Source organism: Blastococcus sp. SYSU DS0619 (assembly GCF_054051035.1).
Window position 1 is genome coordinate 26,590 of sequence record NZ_JBJHAM010000027.1, and the last position, 15,644, is coordinate 42,233.

The following is a 15,644-nucleotide window of genomic DNA, read 5'->3' on the forward strand; positions in this document are numbered from 1 at the left end:
GGGCATCTGTCCGCCCGCCGGAGCCGGTGGTGCTGTGGTGCTTACTTCGAGTACAGCTCGACGATCAGCTGCTCCTGGACCGGGGTGTCGATCACCTGGCGGGCCGGGATGTTGTGCACGAGGACGCGCAGCTGGCTGCTGATGACCTCCAGCCACGGCGGCACGGGGCGCTCGCCGGCGCGGGCCTGGGCGATCTCGAACGGCAGCATCGTGCGCGACTTCTCCGCGACCTCGACGATGTCGTTCTCGGTGACCCGGTAGGACGGGATGTCGACCTTGCGGCCGTTCACCCGGATGTGGCCGTGGCGCACCAGCTGGCGCGCCATGTCGCGGGACTCGGCGAAGCCGGCCCGGTAGACCACGTTGTCCAGCCGCGACTCGAGGATCTGCAGCAGGACCTCGCCGGTCTTGCCGGTCTTGCGGTTGGCCTCTTCGTAGTAGCCGCGGAACTGCTTCTCCAGCACGCCGTAGATGCGGCGGGCCTTCTGCTTCTCGCGAAGCTGGAGCAGGTACTCGCTGTCCTTGGTGCGGCCACGACCGTGCTCACCCGGCGGGTAGGGCCGGATCTCGATGGGGCACTTCGCGGACTCGCACTTGCTGCCCTTGAGGAACAGCTTCATCTTCTCGCGCCGGCAGAGGCGGCAATCGGCTCCGGTGTAACGGGCCACGTCAAATACTCCTGTTTCGTCTCGTCAGTGACCGGTCAGACCCGGCGGCGCTTCTTGGGGCGGCAGCCGTTGTGCGGCTGCGGCGTCACGTCCTGGATCTGCCCGACCTCGAGGCCGGTGGCCTGCAGGGAGCGGATGGCCGTCTCACGACCGGAGCCAGGGCCCTTGACGAAGACGTCGACCTTGCGCATGCCGTGCTCCTGCGCCTTGCGCGCGGCGTTCTCGGCAGCCATCTGCGCCGCGAACGGCGTGGACTTGCGCGAGCCCTTGAAGCCGACGTGGCCGGCGGAGGCCCAGCTGATCACGTTCCCGCTCGGGTCGGTGATCGACACGATCGTGTTGTTGAACGTGCTCTTGATGTGCGCGGCGCCGTGGGCGACGTTCTTCTTCTCCTTGCGGCGGACCTTCTTGGCACCTGCCGCGGTGCGAGCCCTGGGAGGCATGTCTCTCCGGTTTCCTTCAGTTGCTGTGGCCTGGGGGTGCTGCTCGGTGGCAGCACACGTGTCGCACCGTCACTCCCGCCCTCACGGGACGCTGTGACCGCACGTCGACGTGGTGGGTCAGCGAGCCTTCTTCTTGCCCGCGATGGTCTTGCGCGGGCCCTTGCTCGAGCGCGCGTTGGTCTTGGTGCGCTGACCGTGCACCGGGAGGCCGCGGCGGTGCCGCAGGCCCTGGTAGCAACCGATCTCGATCTTCCGGCGGATGTCGCCGGCGACCTCGCGCCGCAGGTCACCCTCGACGCGGAAGTGCTCGTCGATGTAGTCACGCAGCTTCAGCAGGTCCTCGTCACTGAGGTCCTTGGCGCGCAGGTCCGGGCTGACGCCCGTCGCGGCCAGGGTCTCCTTGGCGTGGGTCTTGCCGATGCCATAGATGTAGGTGAGCGCGACCTCCATCCGCTTCTCGCGGGGGAGGTCGACGCCGGCCAGTCGTGCCATGTTCTAGGTGCTCCCTGTTTGTTCGACTCAGCCCTGGCGCTGCTTGTGCCGGGCGTTGTCGCAGATGACCATGACCCGGCCGTGCCGGCGGATCACCTTGCACTTGTCGCAGATCTTCTTCACCGACGGCTGGACCTTCACCGGTGCCGCCCCTCATTCCTGTCGATCGTGCGCCGGACCCGCGCCGCCGGTCGGGCTGGCGCGGTCCGAGCGATTACTTGTACCGGTAGACGATGCGACCGCGGGTCAGGTCGTAGGGCGAGAGCTCCACGACCACGCGGTCCTCGGGCAGGATGCGGATGTAGTGCTGCCGCATCTTGCCGCTGATGTGGGCGAGCACCCGGTGTCCGTTCTGCAACTCGACCCGGAACATCGCATTGGGCAGCGGCTCGACGACGCGACCCTCGACCTCGATGGCCCCGTCCTTCTTCGCCATGCCCGACACGCGCTCCTCGACTCGGTGGTACTGGATCCTCGTGCGCCCACGCCGGTGCCCGGCTGGACGCGCTCGGAGATTGCAGAACAGGTGGTGCTGACGCTCTCGCAGAGGGCGTTCCGGGTCATGCGGCCACAGCACGACGACGGAACGGCGCTAGCGCCACAGAAGATCGTACCCCGGTGTCCCACCCGTCACCAACCCGGTCCCGGGTGACCACGGTCATGACGCCTCCCCCGGCGCTCCAGGGGCGCCCGGGACGGGCGGCGGGGGGGCCGTCAGGTGCGGGGCGTGATCCCGAAGGGGGCGAGACCGGCGACGCCGCCGTCCTCGGCCGTGAGGACCCACGGGCCCTCCGGGGTGATGGCGACCGTGTGCTCGAAGTGGGCGGCCCGGGAGCCGTCCTTCGTCACCACGGTCCACCCGTCCTCGAGCTCGACCGTCGCCGGGTCGCCCACGGTGACCATGGGCTCGATGGCCAGGCACAACCCCCGCACGAGCTTCGGGCCGCGGCCGGGACGCCCGTAGTTGAGCACGTGCGGGTCCTGGTGCATCTCCGTGCCGATGCCGTGCCCGCCGTAGTTGTCGACGATGCCGTACGGGTGTGCCTCGTCCCGGATCGCCTGCTCCACCGCGGAGCTGATGTCGGTCAGCCGGCCGCCGGCCAGGGCCCGGGCGAGCCCGGCCCACATCGACCGCTCGGTGACGGCGAGCAGCGCGGCGTCCTCGGCGGAGGGCTCCCCCACCGTGACCGTCACGGCGGAGTCGCCGTGCCAGCCCTGCAGGATCGCCCCGCAGTCGATCGAGATGTTGTCGCCCTCGGCCAGCGCCCGGCTCTTGTTCGGGATGCCGTGCACGATCTCGTCGTTGATGGACGCGCAGATGCTGCCGGTGAACCCGTGGTACCCGAGGAACGACGGGACCGCGCCCGCGCTGCGGATGTGGTCCTCGGCGATCGCGTCGAGCTCACCGGTGGTCACCCCGGGGCGGATCGCGGCCCGGACGGCGGCGATGGCACCGGCGACGACGAGGCCCGCGCCACGCATCAGCTCGATCTCGTGCGGGGTCTTGATCTGGATCATGCGTCCACTCCACTTGGCGAGCAGCGGGAGGCGGCCGAGGATCCCGCCTGTCATGTGCAGCTCCGCCTCCGGTACCCGGTGTTCAGTCTGCGCTCGGCTGCGCGCGGTCCACACCCAGCGCAGCGAGCGCCCGGGCGGTGACCTCCTCGACCGCACCGATCGCGTCGATGCGGGCCAGCAGACCCTCGTCCTCGTAGAACCCGGACAGCGGCGCGGTCTGTTCCCGGTAGACCTTCAACCGGTGCCGCACCGTCTCGGGCTTGTCGTCGTCGCGCTGGACCATCTGCCCGTCGACCAGCATGCGCCGGCCGGAGAGCCGCCGGACCAGCTCCTCCTCGTCGACGACCAGCTCGAGGACCCGGTCCAGGGACTGACCGTCCGCCGCGAGGGAGTCCCGGAGCTGCTCGGCCTGCGGGATGCTGCGCGGGAAGCCGTCGAGCAGGAAGCCGCCGGTCGCATCCGGCTCCGCCAGCCGGCCGGACACCATCGCCACCGTGATCTCGTCTGGGACGAGCTCGCCGGAGTCGAGGTAGGCCTTGACCTGCTGGCCGAGCTCCGTCTTCCCGCTGACGTTCGCCCGGAAGATGTCACCGGTCGAGATCGCGGGGACGCCGAGCTCGTCGGCGATGATCTGCGCCTGGGTGCCCTTGCCCGCTCCGGGAGGGCCCAGGAGGACGATGCGCACTACTTCAGGAACCCTTCGTAGTTGCGCTGGTTCAGTTGCGTCTCGATCTGCTTCACCGTCTCCAACCCCACTCCGACCATGATCAGGACCGCGGTACCGCCGAACGGGAAGTTCTGGTTCTGCCCCTCCTGCGTGATCGACAGGAAGAGGTTCGGCAGGACGGCGACCAGACCCAGGTAGATCGACCCCGGAAGCGTGATCCGGGACAGGACGTACTGCAGGTACTCGGCGGTGGGCCGGCCGGGCCGGATGCCCGGGATGAAGCCGCCGTAGCGCTTCATGTCGTCGGCCCGCTCTTCCGGGTTGAACGTGATCGACACGTAGAAGTACGTGAAGAAGATGATCATCGCGAAGTAGACGGCGACGTGGACCGGACTGCTCTGGTCGATGATGTAGGTCTCGAAGAACTGGCGCACCGCGCCGGTCTCGGTGCCCTGCAGCTGCGTGATCAGCTGGGGCAGGTACAGCAGCGACGAGGCGAAGATGACCGGGATGACGCCGGCCTGGTTCACCTTCAGCGGCAGGTAGGTGGACGTGCCGCCGTACATGCGGCGGCCGACCATCCGCTTGGCGTACTGCACCGGGATGCGGCGCTGCGCCTGCTCGACGTAGACCACCGTGCCGATGATGACCACGGCGAAGGCGCAGACGACGGCGAACACGATGCCGCCGCGGGTCTGCAGGATCGACCCGCCCTCGGCGGGGATCCGGGCAGCGATCGAGGTGAAGATCAGCACGGACATGCCGTTGCCGATCCCCTTCTCGGTGAGCAGCTCACCGAGCCACATGATCAGCGCCGTGCCGGCGGTCAGCGTGATCACCAGGATCACCGTCGTCCAGACCGACTCCGACGGGATGATCTGCTCGGAGCAGTTGGGGAAGAGCTGGCCGCTGCGCGCGAGGGCGATGATGCCGGTGCTCTGCAGGACCGCGAGCGCGATGGTCAGGTAGCGGGTGTACTGGGTCAGCTTGGCCTGACCCGACTGCCCTTCCTTCTTCAGCTGCTCGAAGCGCGGGATGACCACGACCAGCAGCTGCACGATGATGCTCGCCGTGATGTACGGCATGATCCCCAGCGCGAAGACGCTCAGCCGGAGCAGCGCACCGCCGGAGAACAGGTTGACCAGCGAGTAGATGTCGCGCTGGTCCGACGCCTGGGCCTGCTCGAGGCAGCTGTTGATCGCCTCCACCGAGACGCCCGGTCCGGGGATCGCGGCGCCCAGCCGGTAGAGGGCGATGATCGCCAGGGAGAACAACAGCTTGCGCCGGAGGTCTGGCGTCCGGAACGCCGCGGCGAACGCCTGCAGCACGTGCCCTCCCCTGATCGGTCGAGTGAGGTTAGCAACGAGCCCGGCCGCGGAACGCGACCGGGCAGCAGACGACCCCCGCGGCGCGGTTGTCCGCGCTCGCGGGGGTCGCCGGCGTCAGATGCGGGTCGTGCTGCCTCCGGCCGCGGCGATCTTCTCTGCCGCGGAGGCGGAGAAGGCGTTCGCGTGCACGTCGACCTTGACGCCGCCGAGCTCGCCGGTGCCGAGCACCTTGACCGGCTGGCCGCGCCGCACGGCGCCGGCCTCGGCCAGGGTGTCCGGGTTGACGGCCCCGCCCTGCGGGAACAGCGACGCGATCCGGTCGAGGTTGACGACCTGGAACACGACCTTGTTCGGCGGCTTGAAGCCCGAGAGCTTGGGCAGCCGCATGTTCAGCGGGGTCTGCCCACCCTCGAACCGCGCGGAGACGGTGCCCCGCGCGCCGGTGCCCTTGGTGCCGCGCCCGGCGGTCTTGCCCTTGGAGCCCTCACCGCGACCCACGCGGGTCTTGGCGGTGTGGGCGCCGGGGGCCGGACGCAGGTGGTGGACCTTGAGAGTCATGAGATGTCCCTACTAGCGCTTCGTCGGACCAGCGTCAGCTGATCTCTTCGACGGTGACCAGGTGGGGCACCGTCGCGACCATCCCGCGGATCTCGGGACGGTCCTCCTGGACGACCGAGTCGTTGATCCGCTTGAGGCCCAGCGAACGCAGCGTCTGGCGCTGGTTGGGCTTGGTGCCGATGGCCGACTTGACCTGGGTGACCTTCAGCTGCGACATGTCAGACCCCCTGACCCGCACGTGCGCGCAGCATGGCGGCCGGGGCGACGTCCTCGAGGGGCAGACCGCGGCGGGCCGCGATCTCCTCGGGGCGGACGAGGTCCTTCAGCGCCTGCATGGTGGCGTGCACGATGTTGATCGGGTTCGACGAGCCGAGGCTCTTCGAGAGCACGTCGTGGATGCCGGCGCACTCCAGCACGGCACGCACCGGACCACCGGCGATGACACCGGTACCGGGGCTGGCCGGCTTGAGCAGCACGACACCGGCGGCCGCCTCACCCTGCACGGGGTGCGGGATGGTGCTGGCGATACGGGGCACCTTGTAGAAGTGCTTCTTGGCCTCCTCGACGCCCTTGGCGATCGCCGCGGGCACCTCCTTGGCCTTCCCGTAGCCGACGCCCACGGTGCCGTCACCGTCGCCCACGATCACCAGGGCGGTGAAGCTGAAGCGCCGACCACCCTTGACGACCTTGGAGACGCGGTTGATGGCGACCACGCGCTCGATGTAGTTGCTCTTCTCGGCGGGCGCGCCTCCGGGGCCCCGCCCGCCGTCACGACGGTCGCGGCGGTCGTTACCGCCGCCGGCGCCGCCGCCGCGTCGCTGTGGTCCTGGCATCAGACGTCCCTCTCGATCTGCTCGCTGGTGCTGGTGGGGTGGGTGGTCATCAGAAGTCCAGCCCACCCTCGCGGGCACCGTCGGCCAGCGCGGCGATGCGCCCGGCGTAGCGGTTGCCCCCGCGGTCGAAGACGACCGCCGAGATACCGGCGGCCTTCGCGCGCTCGGCCACCAGGGCACCGACCTGGCGGGCGAGGGCGGACTTGTCGCCCTCGGACCCGCGCAGGCTGGCGTCCATCGTGGAGGCGCTGACCACGGTGCGGCCGACGGTGTCGTCGATGACCTGCACGTGGATGTGGCGCGCGCTGCGCTTGACGGCCAGGCGCGGACGTTCCGCCGTGCCCGCGACCCGCTTGCGCAGCCGGTTGTGGCGACGCAGCCGCGAAACGCGGCGCGCCGTGCTGATGTCGGTGCCGACGGGCTTGTGCACCCGGGCGGCCTTCTCTGCCTGAGCCATCACTTACCCGTCTTCCCGACCTTGCGCTTGACGACCTCGCCCTGATACCGCACGCCCTTGCCCTTGTACGGGTCGGGCTTGCGGATCTTGCGGATCTTGGCTGCGACCTCGCCGACCAGCTGCTTGTCGATCCCCGTGACCCGGAGGCGGGTCGGGGACTCGACGGCGAAGGCGATCCCCTCGGGGGCCTTGACCGGCACGGGGTGGCTGTAGCCCAGGGCGAACTCGAGGTCCGAGCCGCGCGCCTGGACGCGGTATCCGACACCGACGATCTCGAGGGTCTTGGTGTACCCCTCGGTGACGCCGGTGATCATGTTGGCGATCAGAGTCCGCGAGAGCCCGTGCAGGGCGCGGTTCTGCCGCTCGTCGTTGGGGCGCTGCACCCGCAGCGTGCCGTCCTCGTCGCGCTCGACGGTGATCGGCGCGGCGACCGTGTGGCGAAGCTCGCCCTTGGGTCCCTTCACGCTGACCGTCTGACCGTCGATGGCGACGTCGACACCACCGGGCACCGCGATCGGGAGTCGTCCGATCCGTGACATCTCTGCTCGCTCCTCTTACCAGACGTAGGCGAGGACTTCCCCACCCACGCCCTTCTTGTTCGCCTGCTTGTCGGTCAGCAGCCCGGTCGAGGTGGAGATGATCGCCACGCCGAGACCGCCGAGCACCTTGGGCAGTGCGGTGGACTTCGCGTACACCCGCAGACCGGGCTTCGAGACCCGACGGACCCCGGCGATGCTGCGCTCGCGGTTGGGGCCGTACTTCAGGTCGATCACCAGCTGCTTGAACGGGTTCCCGTCCTTGTCGGTGTCGTCGACGCGCCAGCCGGCGATGTAGCCCTCCTGCTGGAGGATCTCGGCGATGTGCGTCTTGAGCTTCGACGACGGCATGACAGCGGCGTCGTGGTACGCCTGATTGGCGTTCCGCAGCCGCGTCAGCATGTCTGCGATCGGGTCGGTCATGGTCATGGCGTGGTGGTGCCTCTCTCGCCGCGGTTCCTCATGCGCCGGGTCGTCCCGGACTTGGCGCGTGGGCCTCTCGGCGATCGGTGGTGCGTGGATGAGACGGCCTCGGGGGGCCGGTGCTGGGCGTTACCAGCTGGACTTGCGCACGCCCGGGAGCTCCCCGGCGTGGGCCATCTCCCGCAGGCAGATCCGGCACAGGCCGAACTTGCGGAAGACCGAGTGCGGGCGACCGCACCGCTGGCAGCGGGTGTACCCGCGGACCGCGAACTTGGGCTTGCGGGCCGCCTTGTTGATCAGCGCCTTCTTGGCCATAGCTTCTCTCCTGCCCGACTCAGCGGACGGTCGTGACGACGGGCTGACCGGCGAAGGGGAAACCGAGCTGGCGGAGCAGCTCGCGACCCTCCTCGTCGGTGGTGGCGGTGGTGACCAGCGTGATGTCCATGCCGCGCTGCCGGTCGATCTTGTCGACGTCGATCTCACGGAACATCGACTGCTCGTTCAGCCCGAACGTGTAGTTGCCGTGGCCGTCGAACTGCTTGGCGTTCAGGCCGCGGAAGTCACGGATACGGGGAAGCGCCAGCGACAGCAGCCGGTCGAGGAACTCCCACATGCGGTCGCCGCGCAGGGTGACCTTCGCGCCGATCGGCATGCCCTCGCGCAGCTTGAACTGGGCGATGGACTTGCGGGCGCGGACGACGGCCGGCTTCTGGCCGGTGATGGCGGTGAGGTCGCGGACCGCGCCGTCCATCAGCTTGGCGTCGCGGGTGGCCTCGCCGACGCCCATGTTGACGACGATCTTCGTCAGGCGCGGGATCTGCATGACGTTCTCGTAGCCGAACTCGCCCTGCAGGGCCGGCGCGATGTTCTCGCGGTAGTTGGCGAGCATGCGGGGCAGCTCACGGGTGGGTGCGCTCATGATCAGAGGTCCTTACCGGTGCGCCGCGAGACCCGGATGTTGCGGCCTTCCTCGTCCTTGCGGTAGCCGACCCGGGTCGGCTTGTCCTCGGAGTCGATCACCATCACGTTGCTCACGTGGATGGGCGCCTCCTGCGTGACGATCCCGCCCTGCTGGGCGCCGCGCTGCGTGGAGCTGATGCGGGTGTGCTTCTTCACCCGGCCGACGCCCTCGACCAGAACCTTCTGGAGCTTGGGGTAGGCGGCGATGACGCGGCCCTTCGCGCCCTTGTCCTTGCCGGACAGCACGAGGACGGTGTCGCCCTTCTTGACCTTCATCGACGGGGTCTTCCCGCTGGCTGCCTGAGCCATGATCACAACACCTCCGGGGCGAGCGAGATGATCCGCATGAAGCGCTTGTCGCGGAGCTCCCGGCCGACCGGCCCGAAGATGCGCGTGCCGCGCGGGTCGCCGCTGTCGCGGATGATGACCGCGGCGTTCTCGTCGAAGCGGATGTAGGAGCCGTCGGGACGACGACGCTCCTTCACCGTGCGGACGATGACGGCCTTGACGACGTCGCCCTTCTTGACGCCGGCGCCCGGCAGCGCGTCCTTCACGGTGCCGACGATGACGTCACCGATGCCCGCGTAGCGTCGCCCGGAGCCACCGAGAACCCGGATGCAGAGGATCTCCTTCGCACCGGTGTTGTCGGCGACTCGCAGCCGCGACTCCTGCTGGATCACGTCCTACTCCCCAATACTTGTGGTGACAGCCGGGCCGGAACGGTGAACCGGCTGTCCGGCACCCGCGTGCGGACGCACCGGCGGCTGGACAGCCGCCGGTGCGTCCGAGGCACGGGTACCGGGATGCGGCGCGCGACCACCTCGAGAGCGATGAGGTGCGCGCCAGTCGTTCAGGGTACTCCTACCTGCAGCGACCCCGGAGGGCCGCCTGGTGCTGGCTTACTTGGCCTTCTCGATGACCTCGACCAGCCGCCACCGCTTGGTGGCCGACGTGGGCCGGGTCTCCATGATCTGCACGCGGTCACCGATGCCGGCGACCCCCTGCTCGTCGTGCGCCTTCAGCTTGCTCGTCCGGCGGATGACCTTGCCGTACAGGCCGTGCTTCACGCGGTCCTCGACCTCGACGACGATGGTCTTCTCCATCTTGTCGCTGACGACCAGGCCCTCACGGACCTTGCGGTAGCCGCGGCCGGCCAGGCCGGGACCGGACGACCCGGTGCTCACCGTCTGGGGATCGCTCATGCCACACCCTCGTTCGGGGCGACCGAGAGACCCAGCTCGCGCTCGCGCATGATCGTGTAGATCCGGGCGATGTCGCGGCGGACGGTCTGCAGTCGCCGGTTGTTGTCCAGCTGGCCGGTGGCCACCTGGAACCGCAGGTTGAACAGTTCTTCCTTGGACTCGCGCAGCCGCGAGGCGAGCTCGTCAGCAGAGAGCTCGCGCAGCTCGGGAGCGGTCAGACCAGCGGCCATCACACTTCTCCTTCACGCGTGATGAAGCGGCACTTCATCGGCAGCTTGTGGATCGCGCGGCGCATGGCCTCGCGGGCCACGGGCTCGGCGACACCGGACAGCTCGAACAGCACGCGGCCGGGCTTGACGTTGGCCACCCACCACTCGGGCGAACCCTTACCGGAACCCATGCGGGTCTCGGCGGGCTTCTTGGTCAGCGGACGGTCGGGGTAGATCGAGATCCACACCTTTCCGCCACGCTTGATGTGCCGGGTCATCGCGATACGCGCCGACTCGATCTGCCGGTTCGTCACGTAGGCCGGCTCTAGGGCCTGGATGGCGAACTCGCCGAAGTTGATCTCGGTGCCACCCTTGGCCCGGCCGGATCGGCTCGGGTGGTGCTGCTTGCGGTGCTTGACGCGCCGTGGGATGAGCATGGCTCAGCTCTCCGTGTTCTCGGTCGCCGTGTTGTCGGCAGCCGTGGTCTCGGCGGCCGCAGTGGCCTCGGGACCCGCGGCCTGGGCGACGGTCTGCTCGGACGCGACCTCGCCGGAGGTCTGCGCCACGGTGCTCTCGGCGGCCGGCGTGGTGTCGGCGACCGGCCCGGTCGAGGACTCGACGGCGGCGCGCCCGGCCTCGGTGCCACCGGCGGTGGTGCCCGAGGAGCCCGAACGGCGCTGCGGCCGCTGCGCGCGCTCACGCCGCTGCTGACGCTGGGCGAGGGCCTCGAGGGCCTCCCGCTCGGCGCGCGAGCCGCTGACGTCGCCCTTGTAGATCCACACCTTGACGCCGATGCGACCGAAGGTCGTCCGGGCCTCGTAGATGCCGTAGTCGATGTTCGCCCGGAGCGTGTGCAGGGGCACGCGGCCCTCGCGGTAGAACTCCGAGCGGCTCATCTCCGTGCCGCCGAGGCGGCCCGAGCACTGCACCCGGATGCCCTTGACCTGCGGGCTCCGCTGCGCGGACTGCATGGCCTTGCGCATGGCACGACGGAAGCTGACCCGGCTGGAGAGCTGCTCGGCCACGCCCTGGGCGACCAGCTGCGCGTCGGACTCGGGGTTCTTGACCTCGAGGATGTTCAGCTGCACCTGCTTGCCGGTGAGCTTCTCCAGCTCGCCGCGGATGCGGTCCGCCTCGGCGCCGCGGCGGCCGATGACGATGCCCGGACGGGCGGTGTGGATGTCGACGCGGACCCGGTCACGGGTGCGCTCGATCTCCACCTTGGAGATGCCGGCCCGCTCCATGCCCTTGGACATGAGCTTGCGGATCGCGACGTCTTCCTTGACGTAGTCCTTGTACAGCTTGTCCGCGTACCACCGGGACTTGTAGTCGGTGGTGATCCCGAGTCGGAACCCGTGCGGGTTGACCTTCTGACCCACTAGCGGGTCCCTCCCCTCGTGTTGCTGGTGGACTGCTGGGTCGCCGGGCCGGACTGGCCGGTGTCCCGGCGCGCCTTGCGCGACTTCTGCGCGAGGACGGCGCTGGTGGCCACCTCGCTCACCTCGATGGTGATGTGGCTGGTCCGCTTGTTGATGCGGAACGCCCGGCCCTGCGCACGCGGACGGATCCGCTTCAGCGTGGGGCCCTCGTCGACGTAGGCGGCGCTGACCACGAGTGCAGCCGGGTCCAGCTGCAGGTTGTGCTCGGCATTGGCCACCGCGCTCGCGACGACCTTGGCGACCGGCTCACTGGCCGACTGCGGTGCGAACCGCAGCAGGGCCAGGGCCTCGTCCGTCGGCAGGTAGCGGATCAGGTCCACCACCCGGCGGGCCTTCATGGGGGTCACGCGGACGAACCGGGCCGTTGCCCGGGCGACCGGTGCCTCCTGTCCCAACTGGGAAGTCATCTGAATCTCTCTCTACCTGGTCAGCCCCGCCGCGAACGGCGGTCGTCCTTGATGTGCCCGCGGAAGGTGCGCGTCGGCGCGAACTCCCCGAGCTTGTGCCCGACCATCGCCTCGGTGACGAACACCGGGACGTGCTTGCGGCCGTCGTGCACCGCGAGGGTGTGGCCCAGCATGTCCGGGATGATCGTCGAGCGGCGCGACCAGGTACGGATCACGTTCTTGGTGCCCTTTTCGTTCTGGGCGTCCACCTTGGCGAGCAGGTGGTCGTCGACGAACGGGCCCTTCTTCAGGCTGCGTGGCATGTCTATCGGACTCCTTTACCCGCTCAGCGCTTCTTGTTGGTGCGCCGGCGGCGCACGATCATGGCGTCACTGGCCTTCCGCTTGCGCGTCCGGCCCTCCGGCTTGCCGTTCGGGTTCACCGGGTGGCGACCACCGGAGGTCTTGCCTTCACCACCACCGTGCGGGTGGTCGACCGGGTTCATCGCGACACCGCGGACGGTCGGGCGCTTGCCCTTCCACCGCATCCGGCCGGCCTTGCCCCAGTTGATGTTCGACTGCTCGGCGTTGCCCACCTCGCCGACGGTCGCGCGGCAGCGCACGTCGACGTTGCGGATCTCGCCCGACGGCATGCGCAGCTGGGCGAACCGGCCCTCACGGGCGACCAGCTGGACGCTGGTACCCGCCGACCGGGCGATCTTCGCGCCGCCACCGGGACGGAGCTCGATGGCATGAACCACCGTGCCCACGGGGATGTTCCGCAGCGGCAGGTTGTTGCCGGGCTTGATGTCGGCGGCGGGACCGCACTCGACGGGGTCGCCCTGCTTCAGCCGGGCGGGAGCGATGATGTACCGCTTCTCGCCGTCGGCGAAGTGCAGGAGCGCGATCCGCGACGTGCGGTTCGGGTCGTACTCGATGTGCGCGACCTTGGCCGGCACGCCGTCCTTGTCGGCCCGGCGGAAGTCGATCACCCGGTAGGCACGCTTGTGACCGCCGCCCTGGTGACGAGCGGTGACCTTCCCGTGCACGTTGCGCCCGCCACGACCGTGCAGCGGCCGGACCAGCGACTTCTCGGGGTGGTCGCGGGTGACCTCGGCGAAGTCGGCGACGCTGGAGCCGCGTCGGCCCGGCGTCGTCGGCTTGTACTTGCGGATAGCCATTGCTGACTCAGTCCCTGTCTTCTATCTCTGGTCCGTGGATCCGGGTGCGAGGGGCGGGCGGGAAGCCCGGCCGCCTCAGACTCCCGGGCCCCCGAAGATCTCGATGCGGTCGCCGGCGGCCACGCTGACGATGGCGCGCTTGGTGTCCTTGCGCTTGCCCATCTGCGCGCCGCGGCTGCGCTTGCGCTTGCCCTGGCGGTTGATCGTGTTCACGCCGAGGACCTTCACCTTGAAGATCTGCTCGACCGCGATCTTGATCTGCGTCTTGTTGGCGTCCGGTCGCACGATGAACGTGTACTGGTTGCCGTCCAGGAGGCCGTAGCTCTTCTCGGAGATGACCGGGGCGAGCAGGACGTCCCGGGGGTCGCGGACGCTCATGCCTTCTCCTCGGTGGTCTCTTCGACGGTGCCCTCACCGGCGGCGGGGGCGATGGACGGGATGCCACCGGGGATCTCGGAGGTGGCGAGGTCCGGCAGGTCGGTGCCCGAGCGCTTGCCCTTGACCGGCCCGGCCACGAACTCGGCGAGCGCGGCCTCGGTGAAGATGACCTCGTCGGCGACCAGCACGTCGTACGTGTTGAGCTGGCCGGCCTCGATCAGGTGCACCTCGGGCACGTTGCGCAGGCTCACCCAGTTCAGGACGTCGTCCCGGTCCAGCACGATGAGCACGCGCTGGGCCTGGGTGACGGCGCGCAGGGTGGCCAGCGCCGCCCGCGTCTTGGGGGCGTCACCGTCGACGAACGCGGAGACCACGTGCACCCGGCCCTCGCGGGCCCGGTCGGAGAGGGCACCGCGCAGGGCGGCGGCCTTCATCTTCTTCGGGGTCTTCTGCTCGTAGCTGCGCGGCTGCGGGCCGTGCACGGTGCCACCGCCGGCGAACTGCGGCGCCCGGGTCGAGCCCTGGCGCGCGCGGCCGGTGCCCTTCTGGCGGTACGGCTTGGCGCCACCACCGCTGACCTTGCCGCGCGTCTTGGTCGCGTGCGTGCCCTGGCGGGCCGCGGCCAGTTGGGCCACGACCACCTGGTGCATGAGCGAGACGTTCGCGCTGGCGTCGAAGAGCTCACCGGGCAGCGTGACGCTGCCGGAGGTCTCCCCCGCCGGGGTGCGGACGTCGACCTGGCGGTCGGTCCGCGTCTCGATGGACTGGCTCACTTCTCGTCACTCCCCACGGGGCCGCCCTTGACCGCGGAGCGGACGAGGAGCAGGCCACCCTTGGGACCGGGGACAGCACCCTTGATCAGGATGAGCCCGCGCTCCGCGTCGACCTTGTGCACGACCAGCGAGAGCGTGGTCGTCTTCACCGCGCCCATGCGACCGGCCATCTTCAGGCCCTTGAACACGCGGCCGGGGGTGGACGCGCCACCGATGGAACCGGGCGAACGGTGCTTGCGCTGGGTGCCGTGCGACGCGCCGAGGCCCTTGAAGCCGTGACGCTTCATGACGCCGGCGGTGCCCTTGCCCTTGCTGGTGCCGATGACGTCGACCTTGGCCACGCCGTCGAACACGTCGGTGGTCAGCTCCTGGCCGACCGTGTAGTTGCCGGCGTCCGAGGTGCGGAGTTCCACCAGGTGCCGCCGCGGCGTCACGCCCGCCTTGGTGAAGTGCCCGCCCTCGGGACGGTTCACCTTGCGCGGGTCGATCTCACCGAACCCGAGCTGGACGGCCGAATAGCCGTCGACCTCGGGGGTGCGCACCTGGGTCACCACACACGGGCCCGCCTTGACGACGGTCACCGGCACGAGACGGTTGTTCTCGTCGAAAACCTGGGTCATCCCCAGCTTCTCGCCGAGGAGACCGCGAAATGTGCTCGCCATGTCTGCTGACTGCCCTTACTGAATGTTGACGTCGACCGAGGCCGGGAGGTCGATGCGCATGAGCGCGTCGACCGTCTTCGGCGTCGGGTCGAGGATGTCGATGAGCCGCTTGTGCGTCCGCATCTCGAAGTGCTCGAACGAGTCCTTGTACTTGTGCGGAGACCGGATCACCGCGTACACGTTCTTCTCCGTCGGCAGCGGCACCGGGCCGACGACGCGCGCTCCGGTCTTCGTCACCGTCTCCACGATGCGCCGCGCCGATGCGTCGATGGCCTCGTGGTCGTAGGCCTTCAGCCGGATGCGGATCTTCTGTCCCGCCATCGCCTGTTTTCGCTCCTGCCGATCGGTTGTGAAAGTTCAGGTGGGTCTGCTGACCCGCAGGCTCGTCCGGACGCTTCGGTCCGGAGAACCCAAGGCCGGGGGGGGGGGGGCGCCCCCCCCGCCGCCCCCCGCCGGGGTTTTTTATGATCTTTTTTATTCGCGCCCCGGCCCCCCCGCGGCGCCCCCCCCCCCCCCGGAACACCCGAACCCA

29 protein-coding genes are annotated in these 15,644 nt (G+C 69.4%); all 29 read right to left on the bottom strand.

Annotated features, from left to right (window positions below):
* Positions 1-41: 41 nt before the first annotated feature.
* Positions 42-668 (bottom strand): 30S ribosomal protein S4, encoded by a 627-nt coding sequence (gene rpsD / locus ACI79T_RS19545; protein WP_456611765.1) that lies wholly within the window; start codon positions 666-668, stop codon positions 42-44.
* A 35-nt stretch (positions 669-703) separates the two neighbouring features.
* Entirely contained in the window at positions 704-1,111 is a 408-nt protein-coding gene (rpsK, locus tag ACI79T_RS19550) for a 30S ribosomal protein S11 (RefSeq protein ID WP_376870807.1), read from the bottom strand.
* A gap of 117 nt (positions 1,112-1,228) precedes the next feature.
* Positions 1,229-1,603 carry a 30S ribosomal protein S13 gene (gene rpsM / locus ACI79T_RS19555; RefSeq protein ID WP_456611766.1) on the bottom strand — a complete coding sequence of 125 codons (375 nt, stop codon included), beginning with the start codon at positions 1,601-1,603 and terminating at the stop codon, positions 1,229-1,231.
* A 27-nt stretch (positions 1,604-1,630) separates the two neighbouring features.
* The gene (gene rpmJ, locus ACI79T_RS19560; protein WP_012950458.1) at positions 1,631-1,744 is read right to left on the bottom strand and encodes a 50S ribosomal protein L36; all 114 of its coding nucleotides are present in this window, start codon (positions 1,742-1,744) and stop codon (positions 1,631-1,633) included.
* 73 nt (positions 1,745-1,817) lie between these two features.
* Positions 1,818-2,039 (bottom strand): translation initiation factor IF-1, encoded by a 222-nt coding sequence (gene infA, locus ACI79T_RS19565; protein ID WP_012950459.1) that lies wholly within the window; start codon positions 2,037-2,039, stop codon positions 1,818-1,820.
* Between the two features lie 278 nt (positions 2,040-2,317).
* A complete protein-coding gene (gene map / locus ACI79T_RS19570) occupies positions 2,318-3,175 on the bottom strand; it encodes a type I methionyl aminopeptidase (RefSeq protein WP_456611767.1) in 858 nt (285 codons plus the stop codon).
* A 28-nt stretch (positions 3,176-3,203) separates the two neighbouring features.
* On the bottom strand, positions 3,204-3,806 hold the full coding sequence (locus ACI79T_RS19575; protein WP_456611768.1) for an adenylate kinase: 603 nt from the start codon (positions 3,804-3,806) through the stop codon (positions 3,204-3,206).
* Positions 3,806-5,116: a preprotein translocase subunit SecY gene (secY, locus tag ACI79T_RS19580; protein ID WP_456611769.1), complete on the bottom strand. Its 1,311-nt coding sequence runs from the start codon at positions 5,114-5,116 to the stop codon at positions 3,806-3,808. The genes ACI79T_RS19575 and secY overlap by 1 nt, the downstream gene beginning before the upstream one ends.
* A gap of 114 nt (positions 5,117-5,230) precedes the next feature.
* Positions 5,231-5,674: a 50S ribosomal protein L15 gene (rplO, locus tag ACI79T_RS19585; protein ID WP_456611770.1), complete on the bottom strand. Its 444-nt coding sequence runs from the start codon at positions 5,672-5,674 to the stop codon at positions 5,231-5,233.
* 34 nt (positions 5,675-5,708) lie between these two features.
* Entirely contained in the window at positions 5,709-5,891 is a 183-nt protein-coding gene (gene rpmD, locus ACI79T_RS19590; RefSeq protein ID WP_456611771.1) for a 50S ribosomal protein L30, read from the bottom strand.
* Between the two features lies 1 nt (position 5,892).
* Positions 5,893-6,507 (bottom strand): 30S ribosomal protein S5, encoded by a 615-nt coding sequence (gene rpsE, locus ACI79T_RS19595; protein WP_026857030.1) that lies wholly within the window; start codon positions 6,505-6,507, stop codon positions 5,893-5,895.
* Positions 6,508-6,556: 49 nt separating this feature from the next.
* A complete protein-coding gene (rplR, locus tag ACI79T_RS19600; RefSeq protein ID WP_269193296.1) occupies positions 6,557-6,964 on the bottom strand; it encodes a 50S ribosomal protein L18 in 408 nt (135 codons plus the stop codon).
* Positions 6,964-7,503 carry a 50S ribosomal protein L6 gene (gene rplF, locus ACI79T_RS19605; protein ID WP_456611772.1) on the bottom strand — a complete coding sequence of 180 codons (540 nt, stop codon included), beginning with the start codon at positions 7,501-7,503 and terminating at the stop codon, positions 6,964-6,966. Before rplF ends, rplR begins: the two co-directional genes overlap by 1 nt.
* 15 nt (positions 7,504-7,518) lie before the next feature.
* Positions 7,519-7,923 (bottom strand): 30S ribosomal protein S8, encoded by a 405-nt coding sequence (gene rpsH, locus ACI79T_RS19610; protein ID WP_456611773.1) that lies wholly within the window; start codon positions 7,921-7,923, stop codon positions 7,519-7,521.
* A 129-nt stretch (positions 7,924-8,052) separates the two neighbouring features.
* The gene (locus ACI79T_RS19615) at positions 8,053-8,238 is read right to left on the bottom strand and encodes a type Z 30S ribosomal protein S14 (protein WP_089336472.1); all 186 of its coding nucleotides are present in this window, start codon (positions 8,236-8,238) and stop codon (positions 8,053-8,055) included.
* A 19-nt stretch (positions 8,239-8,257) separates the two neighbouring features.
* Positions 8,258-8,842: a 50S ribosomal protein L5 gene (gene rplE / locus ACI79T_RS19620; RefSeq protein WP_456611774.1), complete on the bottom strand. Its 585-nt coding sequence runs from the start codon at positions 8,840-8,842 to the stop codon at positions 8,258-8,260.
* A gap of 2 nt (positions 8,843-8,844) precedes the next feature.
* Positions 8,845-9,192, bottom strand: a complete 348-nt coding sequence (gene rplX / locus ACI79T_RS19625) for a 50S ribosomal protein L24 (RefSeq protein ID WP_442864571.1) — start codon at positions 9,190-9,192, stop codon at positions 8,845-8,847.
* 2 nt (positions 9,193-9,194) lie between these two features.
* Positions 9,195-9,563, bottom strand: coding sequence for a 50S ribosomal protein L14 (gene rplN / locus ACI79T_RS19630; protein ID WP_014377983.1), 369 nt, complete (start codon positions 9,561-9,563; stop codon positions 9,195-9,197).
* A 219-nt stretch (positions 9,564-9,782) separates the two neighbouring features.
* Complete coding sequence (gene rpsQ, locus ACI79T_RS19635) at positions 9,783-10,085, bottom strand: 30S ribosomal protein S17 (protein ID WP_456611775.1); 303 nt, start codon at positions 10,083-10,085, stop codon at positions 9,783-9,785.
* A complete protein-coding gene (rpmC, locus tag ACI79T_RS19640; protein ID WP_097194642.1) occupies positions 10,082-10,315 on the bottom strand; it encodes a 50S ribosomal protein L29 in 234 nt (77 codons plus the stop codon). The genes rpsQ and rpmC overlap by 4 nt, the downstream gene beginning before the upstream one ends.
* Positions 10,315-10,731: a 50S ribosomal protein L16 gene (gene rplP / locus ACI79T_RS19645; RefSeq protein ID WP_104523783.1), complete on the bottom strand. Its 417-nt coding sequence runs from the start codon at positions 10,729-10,731 to the stop codon at positions 10,315-10,317. Before rplP ends, rpmC begins: the two co-directional genes overlap by 1 nt.
* 3 nt (positions 10,732-10,734) lie before the next feature.
* The gene (rpsC, locus tag ACI79T_RS19650; protein WP_456611776.1) at positions 10,735-11,673 is read right to left on the bottom strand and encodes a 30S ribosomal protein S3; all 939 of its coding nucleotides are present in this window, start codon (positions 11,671-11,673) and stop codon (positions 10,735-10,737) included.
* Positions 11,673-12,140, bottom strand: a complete 468-nt coding sequence (gene rplV / locus ACI79T_RS19655) for a 50S ribosomal protein L22 (protein WP_442864569.1) — start codon at positions 12,138-12,140, stop codon at positions 11,673-11,675. Before rplV ends, rpsC begins: the two co-directional genes overlap by 1 nt.
* A 20-nt stretch (positions 12,141-12,160) precedes the next feature.
* Entirely contained in the window at positions 12,161-12,442 is a 282-nt protein-coding gene (rpsS, locus tag ACI79T_RS19660; protein WP_091536448.1) for a 30S ribosomal protein S19, read from the bottom strand.
* A 23-nt stretch (positions 12,443-12,465) separates the two neighbouring features.
* The gene (gene rplB, locus ACI79T_RS19665; RefSeq protein WP_456611777.1) at positions 12,466-13,299 is read right to left on the bottom strand and encodes a 50S ribosomal protein L2; all 834 of its coding nucleotides are present in this window, start codon (positions 13,297-13,299) and stop codon (positions 12,466-12,468) included.
* Positions 13,300-13,374: 75 nt separating this feature from the next.
* Positions 13,375-13,677, bottom strand: a complete 303-nt coding sequence (rplW, locus tag ACI79T_RS19670) for a 50S ribosomal protein L23 (RefSeq protein ID WP_269192796.1) — start codon at positions 13,675-13,677, stop codon at positions 13,375-13,377.
* Positions 13,674-14,450: a 50S ribosomal protein L4 gene (rplD, locus tag ACI79T_RS19675; protein ID WP_456611778.1), complete on the bottom strand. Its 777-nt coding sequence runs from the start codon at positions 14,448-14,450 to the stop codon at positions 13,674-13,676. Before rplD ends, rplW begins: the two co-directional genes overlap by 4 nt.
* Positions 14,447-15,112: a 50S ribosomal protein L3 gene (gene rplC, locus ACI79T_RS19680; RefSeq protein WP_456611779.1), complete on the bottom strand. Its 666-nt coding sequence runs from the start codon at positions 15,110-15,112 to the stop codon at positions 14,447-14,449. The genes rplD and rplC overlap by 4 nt, the downstream gene beginning before the upstream one ends.
* Before the next feature lie 15 nt (positions 15,113-15,127).
* Positions 15,128-15,433, bottom strand: a complete 306-nt coding sequence (gene rpsJ, locus ACI79T_RS19685) for a 30S ribosomal protein S10 (RefSeq protein ID WP_014377994.1) — start codon at positions 15,431-15,433, stop codon at positions 15,128-15,130.
* Positions 15,434-15,644: the final 211 nt, after the last annotated feature.

What these genes read in the sequence shown, in the direction of transcription:
- rpsK (WP_376870807.1), bottom strand. Translation starts at nt 1,111, where the DNA reads ATGCCTCCCAGGGCTCGCACCGCGGCAGGTGCCAAGAAGGTCCGCCGC.
- rpsM (WP_456611766.1), bottom strand. Translation starts at nt 1,603, where the DNA reads ATGGCACGACTGGCCGGCGTCGACCTCCCCCGCGAGAAGCGGATGGAG.
- infA (WP_012950459.1), bottom strand. Translation starts at nt 2,039, where the DNA reads ATGGCGAAGAAGGACGGGGCCATCGAGGTCGAGGGTCGCGTCGTCGAG.
- map (WP_456611767.1), bottom strand. Translation starts at nt 3,175, where the DNA reads ATGACAGGCGGGATCCTCGGCCGCCTCCCGCTGCTCGCCAAGTGGAGT.
- rplO (WP_456611770.1), bottom strand. Translation starts at nt 5,674, where the DNA reads ATGACTCTCAAGGTCCACCACCTGCGTCCGGCCCCCGGCGCCCACACC.
- rpmD (WP_456611771.1), bottom strand. Translation starts at nt 5,891, where the DNA reads ATGTCGCAGCTGAAGGTCACCCAGGTCAAGTCGGCCATCGGCACCAAG.
- rpsE (WP_026857030.1), bottom strand. Translation starts at nt 6,507, where the DNA reads ATGCCAGGACCACAGCGACGCGGCGGCGGCGCCGGCGGCGGTAACGAC.
- rplR (WP_269193296.1), bottom strand. Translation starts at nt 6,964, where the DNA reads ATGGCTCAGGCAGAGAAGGCCGCCCGGGTGCACAAGCCCGTCGGCACC.
- rplF (WP_456611772.1), bottom strand. Translation starts at nt 7,503, where the DNA reads ATGTCACGGATCGGACGACTCCCGATCGCGGTGCCCGGTGGTGTCGAC.
- rpsH (WP_456611773.1), bottom strand. Translation starts at nt 7,923, where the DNA reads ATGACCGACCCGATCGCAGACATGCTGACGCGGCTGCGGAACGCCAAT.
- ACI79T_RS19615 (WP_089336472.1), bottom strand. Translation starts at nt 8,238, where the DNA reads ATGGCCAAGAAGGCGCTGATCAACAAGGCGGCCCGCAAGCCCAAGTTC.
- rplE (WP_456611774.1), bottom strand. Translation starts at nt 8,842, where the DNA reads ATGAGCGCACCCACCCGTGAGCTGCCCCGCATGCTCGCCAACTACCGC.
- rplX (WP_442864571.1), bottom strand. Translation starts at nt 9,192, where the DNA reads ATGGCTCAGGCAGCCAGCGGGAAGACCCCGTCGATGAAGGTCAAGAAG.
- rpsQ (WP_456611775.1), bottom strand. Translation starts at nt 10,085, where the DNA reads ATGAGCGATCCCCAGACGGTGAGCACCGGGTCGTCCGGTCCCGGCCTG.
- rpmC (WP_097194642.1), bottom strand. Translation starts at nt 10,315, where the DNA reads ATGGCCGCTGGTCTGACCGCTCCCGAGCTGCGCGAGCTCTCTGCTGAC.
- rplP (WP_104523783.1), bottom strand. Translation starts at nt 10,731, where the DNA reads ATGCTCATCCCACGGCGCGTCAAGCACCGCAAGCAGCACCACCCGAGC.
- rplV (WP_442864569.1), bottom strand. Translation starts at nt 12,140, where the DNA reads ATGACTTCCCAGTTGGGACAGGAGGCACCGGTCGCCCGGGCAACGGCC.
- rpsS (WP_091536448.1), bottom strand. Translation starts at nt 12,442, where the DNA reads ATGCCACGCAGCCTGAAGAAGGGCCCGTTCGTCGACGACCACCTGCTC.
- rplB (WP_456611777.1), bottom strand. Translation starts at nt 13,299, where the DNA reads ATGGCTATCCGCAAGTACAAGCCGACGACGCCGGGCCGACGCGGCTCC.
- rplW (WP_269192796.1), bottom strand. Translation starts at nt 13,677, where the DNA reads ATGAGCGTCCGCGACCCCCGGGACGTCCTGCTCGCCCCGGTCATCTCC.
- rplC (WP_456611779.1), bottom strand. Translation starts at nt 15,112, where the DNA reads ATGGCGAGCACATTTCGCGGTCTCCTCGGCGAGAAGCTGGGGATGACC.
- rpsJ (WP_014377994.1), bottom strand. Translation starts at nt 15,433, where the DNA reads ATGGCGGGACAGAAGATCCGCATCCGGCTGAAGGCCTACGACCACGAG.